13 protein-coding genes are annotated in these 13,707 nt (G+C 68.2%); 5 read left to right on the forward strand and 8 right to left on the reverse strand.

What is annotated here, in order from left to right; genetic code table 11:
• Positions 1–32 precede the first annotated feature (32 nt).
• Together JOF57_RS26675 and JOF57_RS26680 are read right to left on the reverse strand one after the other, a co-directional pair.
• Positions 33–797 carry a CPBP family intramembrane glutamic endopeptidase gene (locus JOF57_RS26675; RefSeq protein ID WP_209922142.1) on the reverse strand — a complete coding sequence of 255 codons (765 nt, stop codon included), beginning with the start codon at positions 795–797 and terminating at the stop codon, positions 33–35.
• A gap of 46 nt (positions 798–843) precedes the next feature.
• A complete protein-coding gene (locus JOF57_RS26680; RefSeq protein ID WP_209922144.1) occupies positions 844–1,614 on the reverse strand; it encodes a DUF2470 domain-containing protein in 771 nt (256 codons plus the stop codon).
• Positions 1,615–1,730: 116 nt separating this feature from the next.
• Here JOF57_RS26680 and pheA point away from each other — a divergent pair, with 116 nt between their 5' ends.
• The gene (pheA, locus tag JOF57_RS26685; protein ID WP_209922146.1) at positions 1,731–2,675 is read left to right on the forward strand and encodes a prephenate dehydratase; all 945 of its coding nucleotides are present in this window, start codon (positions 1,731–1,733) and stop codon (positions 2,673–2,675) included.
• Positions 2,672–3,361 carry a histidine phosphatase family protein gene (locus tag JOF57_RS26690; protein WP_209922148.1) on the forward strand — a complete coding sequence of 230 codons (690 nt, stop codon included), beginning with the start codon at positions 2,672–2,674 and terminating at the stop codon, positions 3,359–3,361. The genes pheA and JOF57_RS26690 overlap by 4 nt, the downstream gene beginning before the upstream one ends.
• On the opposite strand, the gene JOF57_RS26695 is transcribed toward JOF57_RS26690, so the two are convergent.
• From JOF57_RS26695 to JOF57_RS26705, 3 genes are read right to left on the reverse strand one after another with little or no spacing between them, the layout of a single operon-like run.
• Positions 3,358–3,558: a hypothetical protein gene (locus JOF57_RS26695; RefSeq protein WP_209922150.1), complete on the reverse strand. Its 201-nt coding sequence runs from the start codon at positions 3,556–3,558 to the stop codon at positions 3,358–3,360. The two genes, JOF57_RS26690 and JOF57_RS26695, sit on opposite strands and share 4 nt — an antisense overlap.
• A 45-nt stretch (positions 3,559–3,603) precedes the next feature.
• A complete protein-coding gene (locus JOF57_RS26700; protein WP_209922152.1) occupies positions 3,604–3,954 on the reverse strand; it encodes a metallopeptidase family protein in 351 nt (116 codons plus the stop codon).
• A gap of 2 nt (positions 3,955–3,956) precedes the next feature.
• Positions 3,957–5,387, reverse strand: coding sequence for a septum formation family protein (locus JOF57_RS26705; RefSeq protein ID WP_209922154.1), 1,431 nt, complete (start codon positions 5,385–5,387; stop codon positions 3,957–3,959).
• Positions 5,388–5,542: 155 nt separating this feature from the next.
• Here JOF57_RS26705 and serS point away from each other — a divergent pair, with 155 nt between their 5' ends.
• Positions 5,543–6,799 (forward strand): serine--tRNA ligase, encoded by a 1,257-nt coding sequence (gene serS / locus JOF57_RS26710; RefSeq protein WP_209922156.1) that lies wholly within the window; start codon positions 5,543–5,545, stop codon positions 6,797–6,799.
• A gap of 16 nt (positions 6,800–6,815) precedes the next feature.
• Positions 6,816–10,163 (forward strand): ATP-binding protein, encoded by a 3,348-nt coding sequence (locus JOF57_RS26715; RefSeq protein ID WP_209922158.1) that lies wholly within the window; start codon positions 6,816–6,818, stop codon positions 10,161–10,163.
• On the opposite strand, the gene JOF57_RS26720 is transcribed toward JOF57_RS26715, so the two are convergent.
• Complete coding sequence (locus JOF57_RS26720) at positions 10,153–10,857, reverse strand: hemerythrin domain-containing protein (RefSeq protein ID WP_209922160.1); 705 nt, start codon at positions 10,855–10,857, stop codon at positions 10,153–10,155. The two genes, JOF57_RS26715 and JOF57_RS26720, sit on opposite strands and share 11 nt — an antisense overlap.
• A 120-nt stretch (positions 10,858–10,977) precedes the next feature.
• On the opposite strand from JOF57_RS26720, the gene JOF57_RS26725 reads away from it, so the two are divergent.
• Positions 10,978–11,793: a DUF5718 family protein gene (locus JOF57_RS26725; RefSeq protein ID WP_209922161.1), complete on the forward strand. Its 816-nt coding sequence runs from the start codon at positions 10,978–10,980 to the stop codon at positions 11,791–11,793.
• Here JOF57_RS26725 and JOF57_RS26730 read toward each other — a convergent pair.
• Positions 11,790–12,125 carry a hypothetical protein gene (locus tag JOF57_RS26730; protein WP_209922163.1) on the reverse strand — a complete coding sequence of 112 codons (336 nt, stop codon included), beginning with the start codon at positions 12,123–12,125 and terminating at the stop codon, positions 11,790–11,792. The genes JOF57_RS26725 and JOF57_RS26730 overlap by 4 nt on opposite strands.
• Positions 12,122–13,678 carry a Rieske 2Fe-2S domain-containing protein gene (locus JOF57_RS26735; RefSeq protein ID WP_209922165.1) on the reverse strand — a complete coding sequence of 519 codons (1,557 nt, stop codon included), beginning with the start codon at positions 13,676–13,678 and terminating at the stop codon, positions 12,122–12,124. Before JOF57_RS26735 ends, JOF57_RS26730 begins: the two co-directional genes overlap by 4 nt.
• Positions 13,679–13,707: the final 29 nt, after the last annotated feature.

The raw sequence follows: 13,707 nt of genomic DNA on the forward strand, positions 1-13,707 counted from the left end.
CGTCCACAGCAGAAATGTACGTGCCGGATGCGTTATCGCAGCCAACTGAGATGGTCGGCCACCAGCGCGTAGCCGACGAACGCCACGGCGTCGATCAGGGTGTGGGCGATGATCAGCGGCCACAGCCGCCCGGTGCGCTGCCATGCGTAGCCGAACACCAGGCCCATCACGACATTGCCCAGACCCGCGCTGTAGCCCTGGTACAGGTGATATGCGCCGCGCAGGAGACTGGAGATGACCAGGGCCCGCCCGGGACTGACGTCGAGTTGACGCAGCCGGGTCAGCAGGAACCCCACCACGATGATCTCCTCGGCCCAGCCGTTGGCGAACGCCACGCCGAGCAGCATCGGGATGCGCCACCAGGTGTCGTACAGCTCGGCCGGTTCCACATCGGCACTCAGGCCGAGTACGCGGGCCAGCACGTAGAACCCCAGCCCCGGCAGGCCGATCAGCAGGGCCAGGCCGAGCCCGCCCACACCGTCGGTGCGCCACCGCGGGCGGGACAGTCCGATCGTGGACGGGCCGAAACCGCTGCGCCACAACAGGTACAGGGCCAGTGCGCCCCAGGCCAGCAGTTGGAGGACGACGGCCAGGTGCAGGCCGAGATCGATCAGGTCGAACGGGGAGCGCTTCGGGTTGAGCGCGACGGTCTGCCCCGACAGGCCGAGCAGCACCGCTTCGATGAGTCGTAGGCCCGCGGTGTAGGCGCTGAGCCCGAAGGTCACCGCGAGCACGATGGCGATCTCGATCTTGAGCGCGCGGCGTTGCGGCTCGAGTTGCTCGTGGGGCCCGGTCACCGAAGCCACGGTAGCGGCGTCGGGCCGGTGTGGCCGATCGTGCGGGTCAGATCTTGCGTGCGCGCAGGCCGTTGAGGAATGGGCAGCCCATCAAGATGCGGATGGCCTGGCTCAGACCGGTGACGTCGTCGACCGGCTTGGGGAACGGTAACCGTACGTCGTGGTCGCCGTGTTCGTTCTCCACGCGCAGTTGCACGCCGTAGCGGTCCAGTCCCAACGGCCGCACCCGTCCCTGGCGCAGCGTCATCGGCAACCGGGTGGCCAGGCGTTCGACCACGTCGCGGTGCGCGGACTCCATGTGCTGCAGCCACCCGGATTCCATCGCGCAGAACGGATCGGGCCGGGCCTGCAGCAGTGCCCCGAGTCCGACCGACTCGGCGCCGGTGGAGTCGGCCACTACGACTGACTCGATCTCCAAGCGCATCAGGGTGTGGTTGTCGTCCCTGGAGTTCACCTGCAGGAGTGCCGGATCCGGGTTCTCGGTGGCGATCAGGTCGAGCAGCGCCGGAATCTCGTCGCTCGGTACGTGCTGCAGACGGCCACGGATCCACACCAGGGAGCGCACCGGTTCGCGCAGCGGGAGCGGGGCGTAGTCGGTCATCTCGAGCACGGCCTGCACGCCGGCCGAACCGGCGGTCATCGCGAAGGCCGCCAGGGGGCCCGCCTCGGGGACGGTGATCGCGAACGACCCGTCGTCGAGCAGGTGATGAACGGGGGAGGCGACGGGTTCGATGCCCTCGACCGCGACCATGGCGCCGCCGCCTCGTGCGCATGCGCTGCGGATCCGCTCGGCTGTCGTCGGTGTCGTTGTGGCCATCTCGCCGCCTCCGAAACTAGGTGAGGTGATTAAGTGAGGTAAGCCTAACTTAACTGGGAGGTGTTCGGTCGGCAAGACGTCCGATGGCGCAGACACCGACCCGATAGGGTTGGGATGTGCCGCGCATCGCCTACCTCGGGCCCGAGGGAACCTTTACCGAAGTGGCGTTACTGCAGATGGTGGCCCATGAATTGGTGCCCGGACTGTCGTCGGCCTCGGGCGACGGCCAACCTCGGTTCACCCCCGTTCTGACCGACAGCACCCCGGGCGCGCTGGCCGCGGTGCGTGACGGCCAGGCCGATTACGCATGCGTGCCGATCGAGAACTCGATAGAGGGGTCGGTGCTGCCGACGCTGGACAGCCTGGCGGTCGGGAAGCCGTTGCAGGTCTATGCCGAACTGATCCTCGATATCGCCTTCACCATCGTGACCCGGCCCGGGCACACCGGGCCCGTGCGGACCGTCGCCGCCTTCCCGGTCGCACTCGCGCAGGTACGTCAGTGGCTGGCCGCCAACCTGCCCGGCGCGGACATCGTCCCGGCCACGTCCAACGCCGCCGCCGCCCACGAGGTGGCCGAGGGTCGGGCCGACGCCGGGGTGAGCACGAGACTGGCCGCGCAGCGCTGCGGCCTGGACGTGCTCGCCGCCGACGTGGTCGACGAGGTCAATGCCCGCACCCGCTTCGTCCTGGCCGGTCCCCCCGGCGCGCCGCCGGCAGCCACCGGTGCCGATCGCACCTCGGTGGTGCTGCGGCTGGACAACACCCCGGGCGCCCTGGTCGCGGCGATGAACGAATTCGCGATCCGCGACATCGACCTCACGCGGATCGAATCCCGGCCCACCCGAACCGAGCTGGGCACCTACATGTTCTTCCTGGACTGCGTCGGCCACATCGACGACGATCCGGTGGCCGAGGCACTCAAAGCGCTCTATCGACGTTGTACCGATGTGCGATATCTAGGTTCCTGGCCGACCGGTTCGAGCGCGGGTGCACCACCGCCCCGCCTCGATGAGGCCTCACGGTGGTTGGCAGGCTTGCGCGCGGGAACGGACGACTCATGAGCGGCCGGCTGGTCCTCGTCCGTCACGGACAGTCCCACGGCAACGTCGCCCGGCGTCTGGACACCCTGCCTCCCGGTGCAGACCTGACCGACCTCGGACACGACCAGGCCCGGAGGTTCGCCGGAACACTTCGTCAGCGTCCGTCGATCCTCGCGCACTCGGTGGCCCGGCGCGCGGCACAGACCGCCGCCGGCATCGGTGTCGAAACCGGCCTTGTCCCATTCGAATTCGAAGGGGTCCACGAAGTCCAGGTCGGTGAACTCGAAGACCGTAGCGACGATGACGCCGTTGCCGAGTTCAACCGGATCTACGAGCGCTGGCATCGGGGCGAACTGGACGTACCGATGCCCGGTGGCGAAAGCGCCGAGGCGGTACTGGACCGGTACGTGCCGGTGCTCACCGACCTGCGACTCCGCTACCTCGACGATGCCGACTTCCACAGCGACATCGTGCTGGTGAGCCACGGCGCGGCGATCCGGCTGGTGGCCGCCGTGCTGGGTGGCGTCGACGGCAGCTTCGCCCTCGACCACCATCTGGACAACACCGAATCGGTGGTACTTGCACCGATCACCGACGGGCACTGGAGCTGCGTGCAGTGGGCGGCGGCGGTACCGCCCTTCTACCCGGAGCCCGGCGCCACACCCGTCATCGACGCGGTGCAGTCCGAAACCGACCCGATGGGCTAACCGGTCCGCCGGATCGAGAGCGCAGTGTCCTGCGCACACGGGCAGCCCACCGACTCACAGTCGAGGCTGAACGTATGCGCGGCTTCCGGAGTGGTGCAGGTGTCGTCGGTGCATTCCGCGCGGTACCGGACGTGATGGATCACGGTGCCATGGCAATGCTCCAGACCGGCTGCGCACTCCCGGCACTGGATGGTCATAGCCCGTTGATAGCACTGTGGGCCGACAAAACCCGGTTGCCGCGCCTAGCCCCAGCCCAATTCGTGCAGCCGCTCATCATCAATCCCGAAATGGTGCGCGATCTCGTGGATCACGGTGATCGCCACCTCGTCGACCACGTCGGCGTCGCTGTCACAGAATTCCAGCAGGGCCCCGCGGTAGATCGTGATGGTGTCCGGCAAGGAACCGGCATACCAGGAGTCCCGGTCGGTCAGCGCGACTCCCCGATACAGGCCCAGGATCTCGGGCTCGTCGGGATCACGGTCCTCCACCAGGACTACGACGTTGTCGAGCGCGGCTGCCAACCGCGGAGGGATCAGGTCGAGCGCATCGGATACCAACTCTTCGAACCGCTGCGAGCTCATCCGCACCGGCACGGCTACGGCGCCGGCGGAACGGGGGCAGGCTCACCCGGAGGCGGCCCGGCCGGGGGTGCTGCGCCATCGGGAGCAGGAGCCGGGGCCGGAGCCTGCTCGGGCGCCGGGGCCGGGGCCTGCTCAGGGGGCGGCGGGTTGAAGGTGTTGGCCTGCTCGGGAGCCGGTGCCGCGGTGGTCGAGGCCTGCGGCAGGTGCTGACCGCTCGACGAGGACCCCGAGGAACCGGACGAACCCGAGGACCCGGACCCCGACGAACTCGAGGAGCCCGATCCGGACGAACCGGATCCCGACGACGAGGACGAACCCGACGACGAGGACGAACCGGACGACGAGGACTCGTCGACGTCGGGCATCGGGATGGGCGGCATGTTCAGCCGCTCCTCCGGGATGTCGGGCGGTGCGACCGGGGGCTGACCGTTGATCATCAGGGGGCCCTTGGCGCTGTTGACCAGTGTCGACCAGCCACCGTTGCCCAGTGTGGCGCCGATGCTGCACGACACCTGGCGGCTGCCCGCCGACCAACTAGGCAGTGAGATCGTGCTGTAGCTCAGCGCCAGCGTGGTGGTGCGCAACTGGACCGGGGCCAGGTAGGCATCGGTCTGCGCAGTGCACGCGTCCTTGATGAAGTTGTCCTGGTCGCCCTCCGACGGCAGTCCGCCCGGGAACTTCTCGGCGAGGTTGACCGCTCCGGTGACCTCCATGGCGTGCGGCGCCGCGCAATCGACCGGGACGTCGGTGGGCTGGTTGCTCACGGCGTCGATACCGAGGCAGGTGCCCGCGGCCCAGACCTTCGATTGATCGACGTCGGCCACCTTGCCCGCCGACTCCAACTGGCTGTCGCCGGGGCCGAGGAGTTGCAGCCCGCACAACATGCGCCGCTCACCGGACTGCTTCCAGGCCTTTTCGCCCGACCACAGCAGGCCGATGGTGTATTTGCCGTTCGGGTCGTACTTGGGACCCAGGTAGCCACGGGCCGACGGCGTGCACTGCTCCTGGCTGATCTGCTTGATCCGGTCCACCGACGGCGGCGGCGCGCCCGGTCCGTACTCGCTGCCGGGGAAGGTGCGCATGTCGACGGCCTGGGCGACCTCGAAGCGGTGGTTGTCCTTGCAGTCCACGATGCGTGCGGCGTCGGGGTTACGCCCGGGCCAGTTCAGGCAGTCGCCACGTTTGACGTGGTTGAAGGTGTCGTTGCCGCGGGGCCCGAGGGCGATCGCGCCCGGCGCGGAGCTGGATCCCTCGCTCCGGGGCAACGCGGTGATCAGGCCGGCGATGAGCAGCGCGCCGAGGGCGGTCAACAGCAGCGCACGTCGCGTCGACGCGGCCGCCAGACTCTGCCACCAGCGTTCCTGCCCGGATTGTTCGTCCGGCAGAGGCTCGGCGAGCAGGCCCCCGGGTTCGGGGTGTTCGGGGTGCTCGGGTGCTTCCAACATTGCACTCCATTGTGACAGGCGTGTCAGCCCCTGTGGCAAGTGATGCAGTTGTAAAGTTGCGAGGTTGTGCCCTGCGGCTGTCGCTCTCGGTCGACACCGCCTCATCGACCACCTCAGATGTACGTCGCCGCACTTCAAAAAGTAGGGTTGCGCCCGTGATCGACCTCAAGCTGCTACGGGAGAATCCCGACTCCGTCCGTGCGTCGCAACGGGCCCGCGGGGAGGACCCGGCGCGCGTCGATGCCCTGTTGCAGGCCGATACGGCGCGGCGGGCGGCGATCTCGACGGCCGACAACCTGCGTGCCGAACAGAAGTCCGCCAGCAAACTCGTGGGTAAAGCGACCCCCGAGGAGCGTCCGGCCCTGCTGCAACAAGCCAAGGACCTGGCCGAACAGGTCAAGTCTGCCGAGGTGGCCCAGGCCGAGGCCGAGAGCGCCTTCGTCGCCGCCCACATGGCGATCGGCAACGTGATCATCGATGGTGTGCCGGCCGGCGGCGAGGACGACTTCGTGGTGCTCGACACCGTCGGCGAGCCGCGGGCGATCGAAGACCCCAAGGACCACCTCGAGCTGGGCGAGGCGCTCGGGCTGATCGACATGGAACGCGGCGCCAAGGTGTCGGGTTCGCGCTTCTACTTCCTCACCGGCGCCGGTGCGCTGCTGCAGCTGGGCCTGCTGCAGTTGGCCACCCAGGTGGCCGTCCAAAACGGGTTCACCCTGATGATCCCGCCGGTGCTGGTGCGTCCGGAAGTCATGGCGGGCACCGGATTCCTCGGTGCGCACGCCGACGAGATCTACCGACTGGAAGCCGACGACCTGTACCTGGTCGGCACCTCGGAAGTGCCGCTGGCGGGCTACCACTCCGACGAGATCCTGGACCTGTCCGCGGGGCCGAAGCGGTATGCCGCCTGGTCGTCATGTTTCCGGCGCGAGGCCGGCAGCTACGGCAAGGACACCCGCGGCATCATTCGGGTGCATCAGTTCGACAAGGTCGAGGGGTTCATCTACTGCAAACCCCAGGACGCCGAGGCCGAGCACCAGAAGCTGCTCGGTTGGCAGCGCCAGATGCTGGCGGCGATCGACGTGCCGTACCGGGTGATCGACGTCGCCGCAGGCGATCTCGGATCCTCGGCGGCACGCAAGTACGACTGTGAGGCGTGGGTGCCCACCCAGCAGACCTACCGGGAACTCACCTCCACCTCCAACTGCACGACGTTCCAGGCACGACGGTTGTCCACCCGCTATCGCGACGAGAACGGCAAGCCGCAGATCGCGGCCACGCTCAACGGCACGCTGGCCACGACCCGCTGGCTGGTCGCCATTCTGGAGAACCATCAGCAACCTGATGGCAGTGTGCAGGTTCCCGAAGCGCTGGTGCCGTTCGTCGGCACCCCGGTGCTGGAACCCCGGTAAGTAACGCACCGCGGCCATGACTGCGGATGACCCGGTGCGGGTGAGAGTGCTCGGCCCGGTACAGGCGTGGATCGGTGACGATCCGGTGGATCTGGGTGCGCGGCTGCAGCGCGCCCTGCTGGCGCGTTTGGTTGCCGCGCATGGCCATACGGTGTCGGTCGACCGGCTCATCGACGATCTGTGGGAGGGCGAGCCACCGCCCAAGGCGTTGTCGGCGCTGCAGGTCTACGTCTCGCATCTGCGGCGGGCGCTGGAGCCGGGGCGCCAGCGTCGGGCCCCGGCCCGCATCCTGGTCAGCGCGGCACCCGGATACTGCCTGCGGCTACCGGTGGACTCCGTCGATTCCTGGCGGTTCGACGCGAAAGTCACTGCAGCGTATGAGGAATCGGATCCGCAGCGGCGCGTGGGTCTGCTCGACGAGGCGCTGGCCGACTGGTCGGGAGATCCGTTCGCCGGGGCGGGCGATGTGTTGTGGGCGGCACCGGAGGTCGCCCGGCTGACCGAACTCCGGTTGGCTGCCGTGGAAGCACGGGCCGCCGCGCTGGTGGAGTTGGGCCGGTACAGCACCGCCATCGCCGCACTGGAACGACACGTCGGTGCGCGTCCGGACCGGGAGGGCGCCGCTGCGGTGCTGGCGACGGCGCTGTATCGGGCCGGACGCCAGACCGACGCGCTGGAGGTGTTGCGGCGCACCCGGGACCACCTGGTCGACGAGCTCGGCCTGGAGCCGGGCCGGGCGCTGCGCGACCTCGAGCGCGACATCCTGCGTCAGGCCGACCATTTGGAGCCGTCCCGACCGCTGCAGCCGGTGATACCGGAGGTCGTCGGGCCCGACGGTGCTGAACTGTCCGCCCGCGGCCGGGCCGCGACGGCGGCCCACGGCCGGGCCGACGAACTTGCCGAAATAGACGTTGCAGCAAGCACTGTCGCCGCGGGCGGCAGCGCGGTGCTGTGGATCGGGGGAGAAGCCGGATCCGGCAAGACCACCCTGGCTGCAGCCGCGACGGCCCGCTTGCGCACCGCGGGCTGGCGCACCGTGCTCGGCCGTTGCCCGGAGGTCCACGGTGCCCCGGCGGGATGGGCGTGGACAGAAGTGCTGCGTGAGCTGCTGGACGCCGGGACCCCGGTGGACGACGGGAGGCAGGCGCTGGCTCCGTTGCTGCACGACGTCGCAGCGGTCGAGCCGGGCACGTTCTGGTTGGGGCATGCGGTGGCCGACGTGTTGAGCGCGGTCGCCGGAAGCCAACCGCTGGCCGTCGTCCTCGACGACCTGCACCGCACCGACGGCCTGACATTGGAGCTCCTGCGACTGGTCGCCGACCGGATCAAGGACCTTCCGGTGTTGGTCATCGGCACCTATCGCCCATCGGAGGACCGCGGTGAACTCGAGGTGGCCCGGGCGGCGCTGGCGGTGCACACCGCGGCGCATCTGACTCTCGACGGTCTCGACGCGGCGGCCACCGCTGCGCTGGCTGCGGATTGCGGGCTGACTGCCGCCAGCGGCGAGGCGCTGCGACTGCTGCGTGAGCGGACCGGTGGTAACCCGTTGTTCGTCCGCGAACTGGCCCGGCTGATGGTTGCCGAAGGGTCCGATGCGGTGTGGGCATCGGTACCCGTTGGGGTTCGAGATGTATTGCGCCGCAGGGTGGCCCGGCTGCCTGGCCCGACGGTCACCGCGCTGCGTCAAGCCGCTGTGCTGGGCCGCGACATCGACGTCGACCTGCTCGCAGAACTGGGTCGCAACGACCCCGAGGATTTGCTCGACGCGCTGGAACCGGCCGTCCTGCTCGGCCTGCTCGACGAGCCTGCGCCGGGCCGATTGAGGTTCGCCCATTCACTGGTTCGCGACACCCTCTACGAGGACACCTCGAAGCTGCGGCGGTCCCGTTTGCACGGTGCCGCGCTGGAACTGCTGAACGCACCCGGCCGTTCGGTAGACCCGGCCGCCCTCGCGCACCATGCAGTCGCATCGGCGACAGCAGAAACTGCTTTGGCCGCCACCGATTTCGCGACCGCGGCAGCCCGCGAGGCGGACTCGGTGGGCGCGCACGCCGAAGCCGCCAGACAATGGCGTGCCGCTGTGCAGATGCTGGAGTTGGCGGCCAGTCGCCGGTTGCGGCCCAGTGCCGGGAGCCTGGAGCGCGAGATCGACGCCCGGTGCGGGCTGATCTCCGCACTGGCGCAGTCCGGAGACGCCGTGGCCGCGCGCATCGAGTTGAAGGCTGCGCTGCAGTTGCCGACCGGGACGTCGCGTGACGATCTGATGGTTCAGGTACTCACGGCGTGGGACACTCCGCTGGTGTGGCGGGACCGTGAGTACGACGAATCCGATGCGCAGATGATCGGCCTGCTGCGCGGGTTGCTGGACGGCAGTCAGGCGAAAGTCACTGTGGCCGAACGGATCAGGCTGCTCAAGGCGCTGTACGTGGAGTTGGAGGGCACGGATCCGGAGGGGGCACTGGCCGCCAGCACGGAACTGCTCGAGTTGGCCCGACACGCCTACGCCGAGGACCCGGCATCCTCGGGCCGGTTGCTGTGTACCGCGCTCAACGTGCGGGCCTACTGCGCACTGGGACCGGACCTCGACGGCGAACGCGACGCGACCGCCGCCGAACTGCTGCAGACCGCGGAGGTCACCGAGCAGGCCGACTATCAGGCGGTGGCGCACTGGATGCTGTCGCTGGCAGCCGGTCACCGGTCCGATCTGGCGACCGCGAAACGGCATGTCGATATCGCGGTGGCCCGGGCCGGGACCGGGCAGCTTGTCCACCTTCTAGGGGTGCTGGGACTGTTCCGGGCCCGGATGTATCTGTTGGCCGCGCGATTGGACGAGGCGGTGGGCGCCTACACCGATCTGGCGGCGCGCATGGTCGAAAACGGTGCCGCCAACGGGGCCAAGCTGGCGATGGTGGGCCGGGTGACGGGCGAGTTCTGCCTCGGAGACCTCGGTGTCCTGGCCGACGAGTTGGTGTTCTTCTACCGGGAGGTGTCGGTGGCCGCGCTGGACGCCGCAGTGCTCGCGTTGATCGCGCGGGGCCGCGAGGCCGAGGCTCGCGAACTGTGGCGGGACCGGCAGCCGATCGAACGGGCGTACTTCTGGCTGCCGTTCACCGTGCTGCGCGTCAACGCGGCGGTGGCGCTCGGCGATATCGCGGAGGCCGAGGCCCGAGCGTCCGACCTGCAGCCGTATTCCGGGCGTATCGCCGGGCTCGGTGTCGACGGGCTGATGGTGGGCCCGGTCGACGAAGCACTGGCCGCCGCTGCCGATGTGCTGGGCCGGCCGGACCAGGGGCGCGGATACCGGGAGGCCGCCTCGGTGCTGCGGGATCGGCTGGCGGTCGAAGCGCAGCGCTTCATCGACTGACACCGGCGGCACCGAACACGGCCCGCTCCCGGCGCCGGTACAGCGCCGTCAACCCGACCAGCAGGATCCGCAGTCCGATCCCGTTGTGCTGTGCCGATTCTGCCCGCTCGTCGTCGGTCATCACCGCCGCTGCGCGCGGAGCGTCGAACGACATCCGGCCGGCCCGAGCGGCTTTCTCCACCGTCGCCCAGTCGGCCACCGAGACGTGTTCGGTGATCAGCGGGAACACCTCCATCTCCTCGTCGTTGATGTGCTCGGTGAGCAGGGCCGCCAGTTCGGTCAGTTCGATGGCCATCAGGCCGGCGATATGGCGGTCACCCATCGACAGCCGGAACGCCGCGGCCCGGGCCCGCAGCTGGTCCAACCGGGGGGCCAGCGCAGTGTGGTCCTCGATCAGCTCGCTCAGATCCACATGGTCGCCGACACTGGCCTGGATCACGGGCCACAGCGCGGCGTCCTCGGTGGTGTGGTGATGGTGGATGGAATCACACAACGACTCGATGTATCGGGAGATGGACCGGGCCCGGCCGGGTGTGCAGATCACATCCCGGTCGCGCACCGCGGCGGCCAGATCGCTCAGGCGGAGCAGGTCGGCCAGCATCACGCGGTGAGCCGCCGTGATACCCAGCAGGTCCGGGGCGGGATCGCCCGCGCGACGAGGTGAGGCGCTGGTGGTTGTGGTGGTTGTCGGCACGGGATACTCCTCGGGTTCGGCTGATCCGGCGCGGATCGGCACGCGTGGAGCACAGCCTGGTACCGGCGACTTAAGTGCGACTTGTTACCGGCTTGTCGCGGCCACAGTAGGGTTGCAGCCATGATCGACATCGACCTTGCCGAATTGCGCAACTGGTTCGGCTTCGGCGTGGCCGGTAACTTCGCGGGGCACCTCGAACAGGCCGGTGAGGCCGGGGATTTCGTCAAGGTCGTGACCGAAGGGTATGCACCCAAAGGCATCTTCCCGTGGTACGCCCCCGGTCGGGACGATTTTTTGGGCGAGTTCCCGTTGTCCAGCGATGCCATCGTGCTGCCGGCGGCCGGGGAGGTTGACGGTCCGCTCAACCTCCAGATCGAGCCTGAGGTCGGAGTGGCCTGCCACGTGGTGTGGAACGGCGACACCGTGGTCAGGCTCGAGCCGTTTGCCCTGGGTGCCTTCAACGACTGCTCGATCCGCAGGCCGGGTGCACCCAAGATCAGCCACAAGAAGAACTGGGGCCCGGCCTCCAAAGGTGTTGCACCGCAATTCTTCGAGATCAGTGACCTCACCCCGGACGGTCCGACCGCCACCATGCGGCTGGTCTGTTATCTGAGGGAGGACGGCGGCCGGCAGCAGGCTTACGGGGTGGATTCACCTCTGGTGGGCTATTCGTACTACGGCGAGGTGCTGCTGGACTGGATCGCCGAGCGGTTGGCCAACCAGAAGGGCTCGGCCGATACGCCGCTGGAAGATGTCGGCGCGTTGATGGTGGCCAGCGGTCATCCCGAGAATGTGCTGATCGGCATCGGTGCCACCCGGTACACCCCGCTGGGCGAGTCCACCTACCTCAAGCCGGGAGACGAGGCCATCGTTCGCGTGTACGACAGCGCTTCCAGCGCGGCTTCCGAACTGCGGCAGGTGGTCTCGGCGCGCTAGTCGCCCAGCAACTCCTGCAGCCGGGCGACGAACTCGTCCGGTCGGGCCGGGGTGAACGCGGGCTTCGGATACGTGCCCGGCACGTCGAGGGTGATCAGCGTCGACCGCAGCGGACGGTGCACATCCAGCGGCAGCCAGCGACGCAGGTCGGTGCTGCCCCACAACCGGAAGCGCTGCATCCACAACCCCAGCGGGGTGGCCTCGTATCCGGTGATCGACCGCAGCGGGATCACCTTCGACGTTCCCGACGGGAAGTGGTAGCGGCGCAACGTGATCGCCTCGCGATCCAGTTGGATCATGCCATCGTCGTAGTACTGACGCGGGGAGGTCATGACTTGCTGCACCGCAATTCGTGGCCCTTGGTGGTCAGGCACTTGCCGTTCTCCAGGTTCCACTGCCAGCCGTGCAGGTTGCAGGTGAGGGTGTTGCCTTCCACCACACCGAATTTCGACAGGTCGGCCTTCAGGTGCGGGCAGCGCCGCTGGATCTCCCAGCCGTCGAGGGTGATCGACGAGGTGTCGTCGTGGGCTTCGGCGAACCAGCCGTCGGCGTAGGCGATGCGCTCATCGGTGAGGCATTTGAAGAACGTGTACAGGTACTCGTTGTAGCCGCCCACGCGCCACGCCTTGAACCGGGTGGACAGGAAGATGGTGTTGACCCAGTCGGGTTCGTTGTCGCGTAGCACGGTACGCACCAACTCGGGTGGGATCGCGAAGCCGTAGCGGAACTTCTCATCCGCGATCGGTTCGCGGACAAGTCTTTTCGGGAAGTCCAGGACCACGGTCTCGCTGTGATCGGGGCCGGACAGCCGCAACTCCACCGGGTAGCCGATGCCGTCGCAGATCTGGTCGGTCTGGCTCATGATCGGCTCGAACAGCGCCCGCAGTCCGGGCAGCAGGGGTTCGCCTGCCGCCGGCGCCCACGAAGCCTTCTCTGCGGCCAGCACCGGGGCCATGCGTTGCGCGAAGTCCTCGATGTAGGCGGCCTTGCCGGTGGTGAAGATCGTCTCGGGGTCCTCCACCGGGTGGGCCAGTGAATTGAGTTGGGAACCGGTGAAATCGGCGGTGCTGCCGGGGATCATCAGCAGGCCACCGTCGCGGCCGTGGCGGCGCATCTGGTCGAGGAACACCACCTGGTCGGGGAAGATGTTCGCCGGATCGTCGTGGTCGTCGTTGAGATCACGCAGTTCGGGATCCAGGAAGCACGGGGGGCCGGCCGACGGGATCACCCAGGTCGCCCCGACCTGGGCGATGTACTGGCGGCAGCGGTCCATCTGACGCTGTCGCTTCTGGATGCCGAAGGCCTCTTTGGCCCGGGCCGGCATGTCGTAGACCATCGGGTACCAGATGGCCCCCGAGAACTGCAGCATGTGCACGTCGATCTGGCCGAAGTCGGCGTGCAACATGTCAAGGTCGACGGGCCGCGCGTCGTTCATGTTGAAGACGACGGTCTCCCCGTCGTCGACCACCAGGCCTGAATCGCCGATCGGGCCGTCGGCCGGTGCGCGCAGCGCGACGATCATTACATCGAGGTCGCCTTTGGGGCCGCTGACGGTGTGTTTGACCGAATCGGTGGTCTCGAAGAACCGGTGGAAGCCCAGTGCCTCGAGTTCACGTTGCAGGTCGGGCACCGGGAAGTCGGGCAGCAGCACCACGGCGTCCTTGTTGACGTGGCGGCGCAGGTTCTCCGGGTCGAAGTGGTCCTTGTGCAGATGCGAGACGTAGAGGTAGTCGACGTCACCGAGAGTCGCCCAGTCCAACTTCGTGTTGTCGGGGAACGGGAACCACGAGGCGAAGTACGCGGGGTTGACCCAGGGGTCGCACAGAATGCTGCCGGCCTTGGTCTCGATCAGGAAGCCGGCATGCCCGACACTTGTGACCTGCACAAACAGCCTTTCGGTGGAGTACTTCGATG

Origin of the sequence: Mycolicibacterium lutetiense (assembly GCF_017876775.1) — a bacterium.
In the GTDB taxonomy this organism is placed as follows: Bacteria; Actinomycetota; Actinomycetes; order Mycobacteriales; family Mycobacteriaceae; genus Mycobacterium; species Mycobacterium lutetiense.

What these genes read in the sequence shown, in the direction of transcription:
- JOF57_RS26725 (WP_209922161.1), top strand. Translation starts at nt 10,978, where the DNA reads ATGATCGACATCGACCTTGCCGAATTGCGCAACTGGTTCGGCTTCGGC.
- JOF57_RS26680 (WP_209922144.1), bottom strand. Translation starts at nt 1,614, where the DNA reads ATGGCCACAACGACACCGACGACAGCCGAGCGGATCCGCAGCGCATGC.
- JOF57_RS26715 (WP_209922158.1), top strand. Translation starts at nt 6,816, where the DNA reads ATGACTGCGGATGACCCGGTGCGGGTGAGAGTGCTCGGCCCGGTACAG.
- JOF57_RS26690 (WP_209922148.1), top strand. Translation starts at nt 2,672, where the DNA reads ATGAGCGGCCGGCTGGTCCTCGTCCGTCACGGACAGTCCCACGGCAAC.
- JOF57_RS26695 (WP_209922150.1), bottom strand. Translation starts at nt 3,558, where the DNA reads ATGACCATCCAGTGCCGGGAGTGCGCAGCCGGTCTGGAGCATTGCCAT.
- JOF57_RS26705 (WP_209922154.1), bottom strand. Translation starts at nt 5,387, where the DNA reads ATGTTGGAAGCACCCGAGCACCCCGAACACCCCGAACCCGGGGGCCTG.
- JOF57_RS26730 (WP_209922163.1), bottom strand. Translation starts at nt 12,125, where the DNA reads ATGACCTCCCCGCGTCAGTACTACGACGATGGCATGATCCAACTGGAT.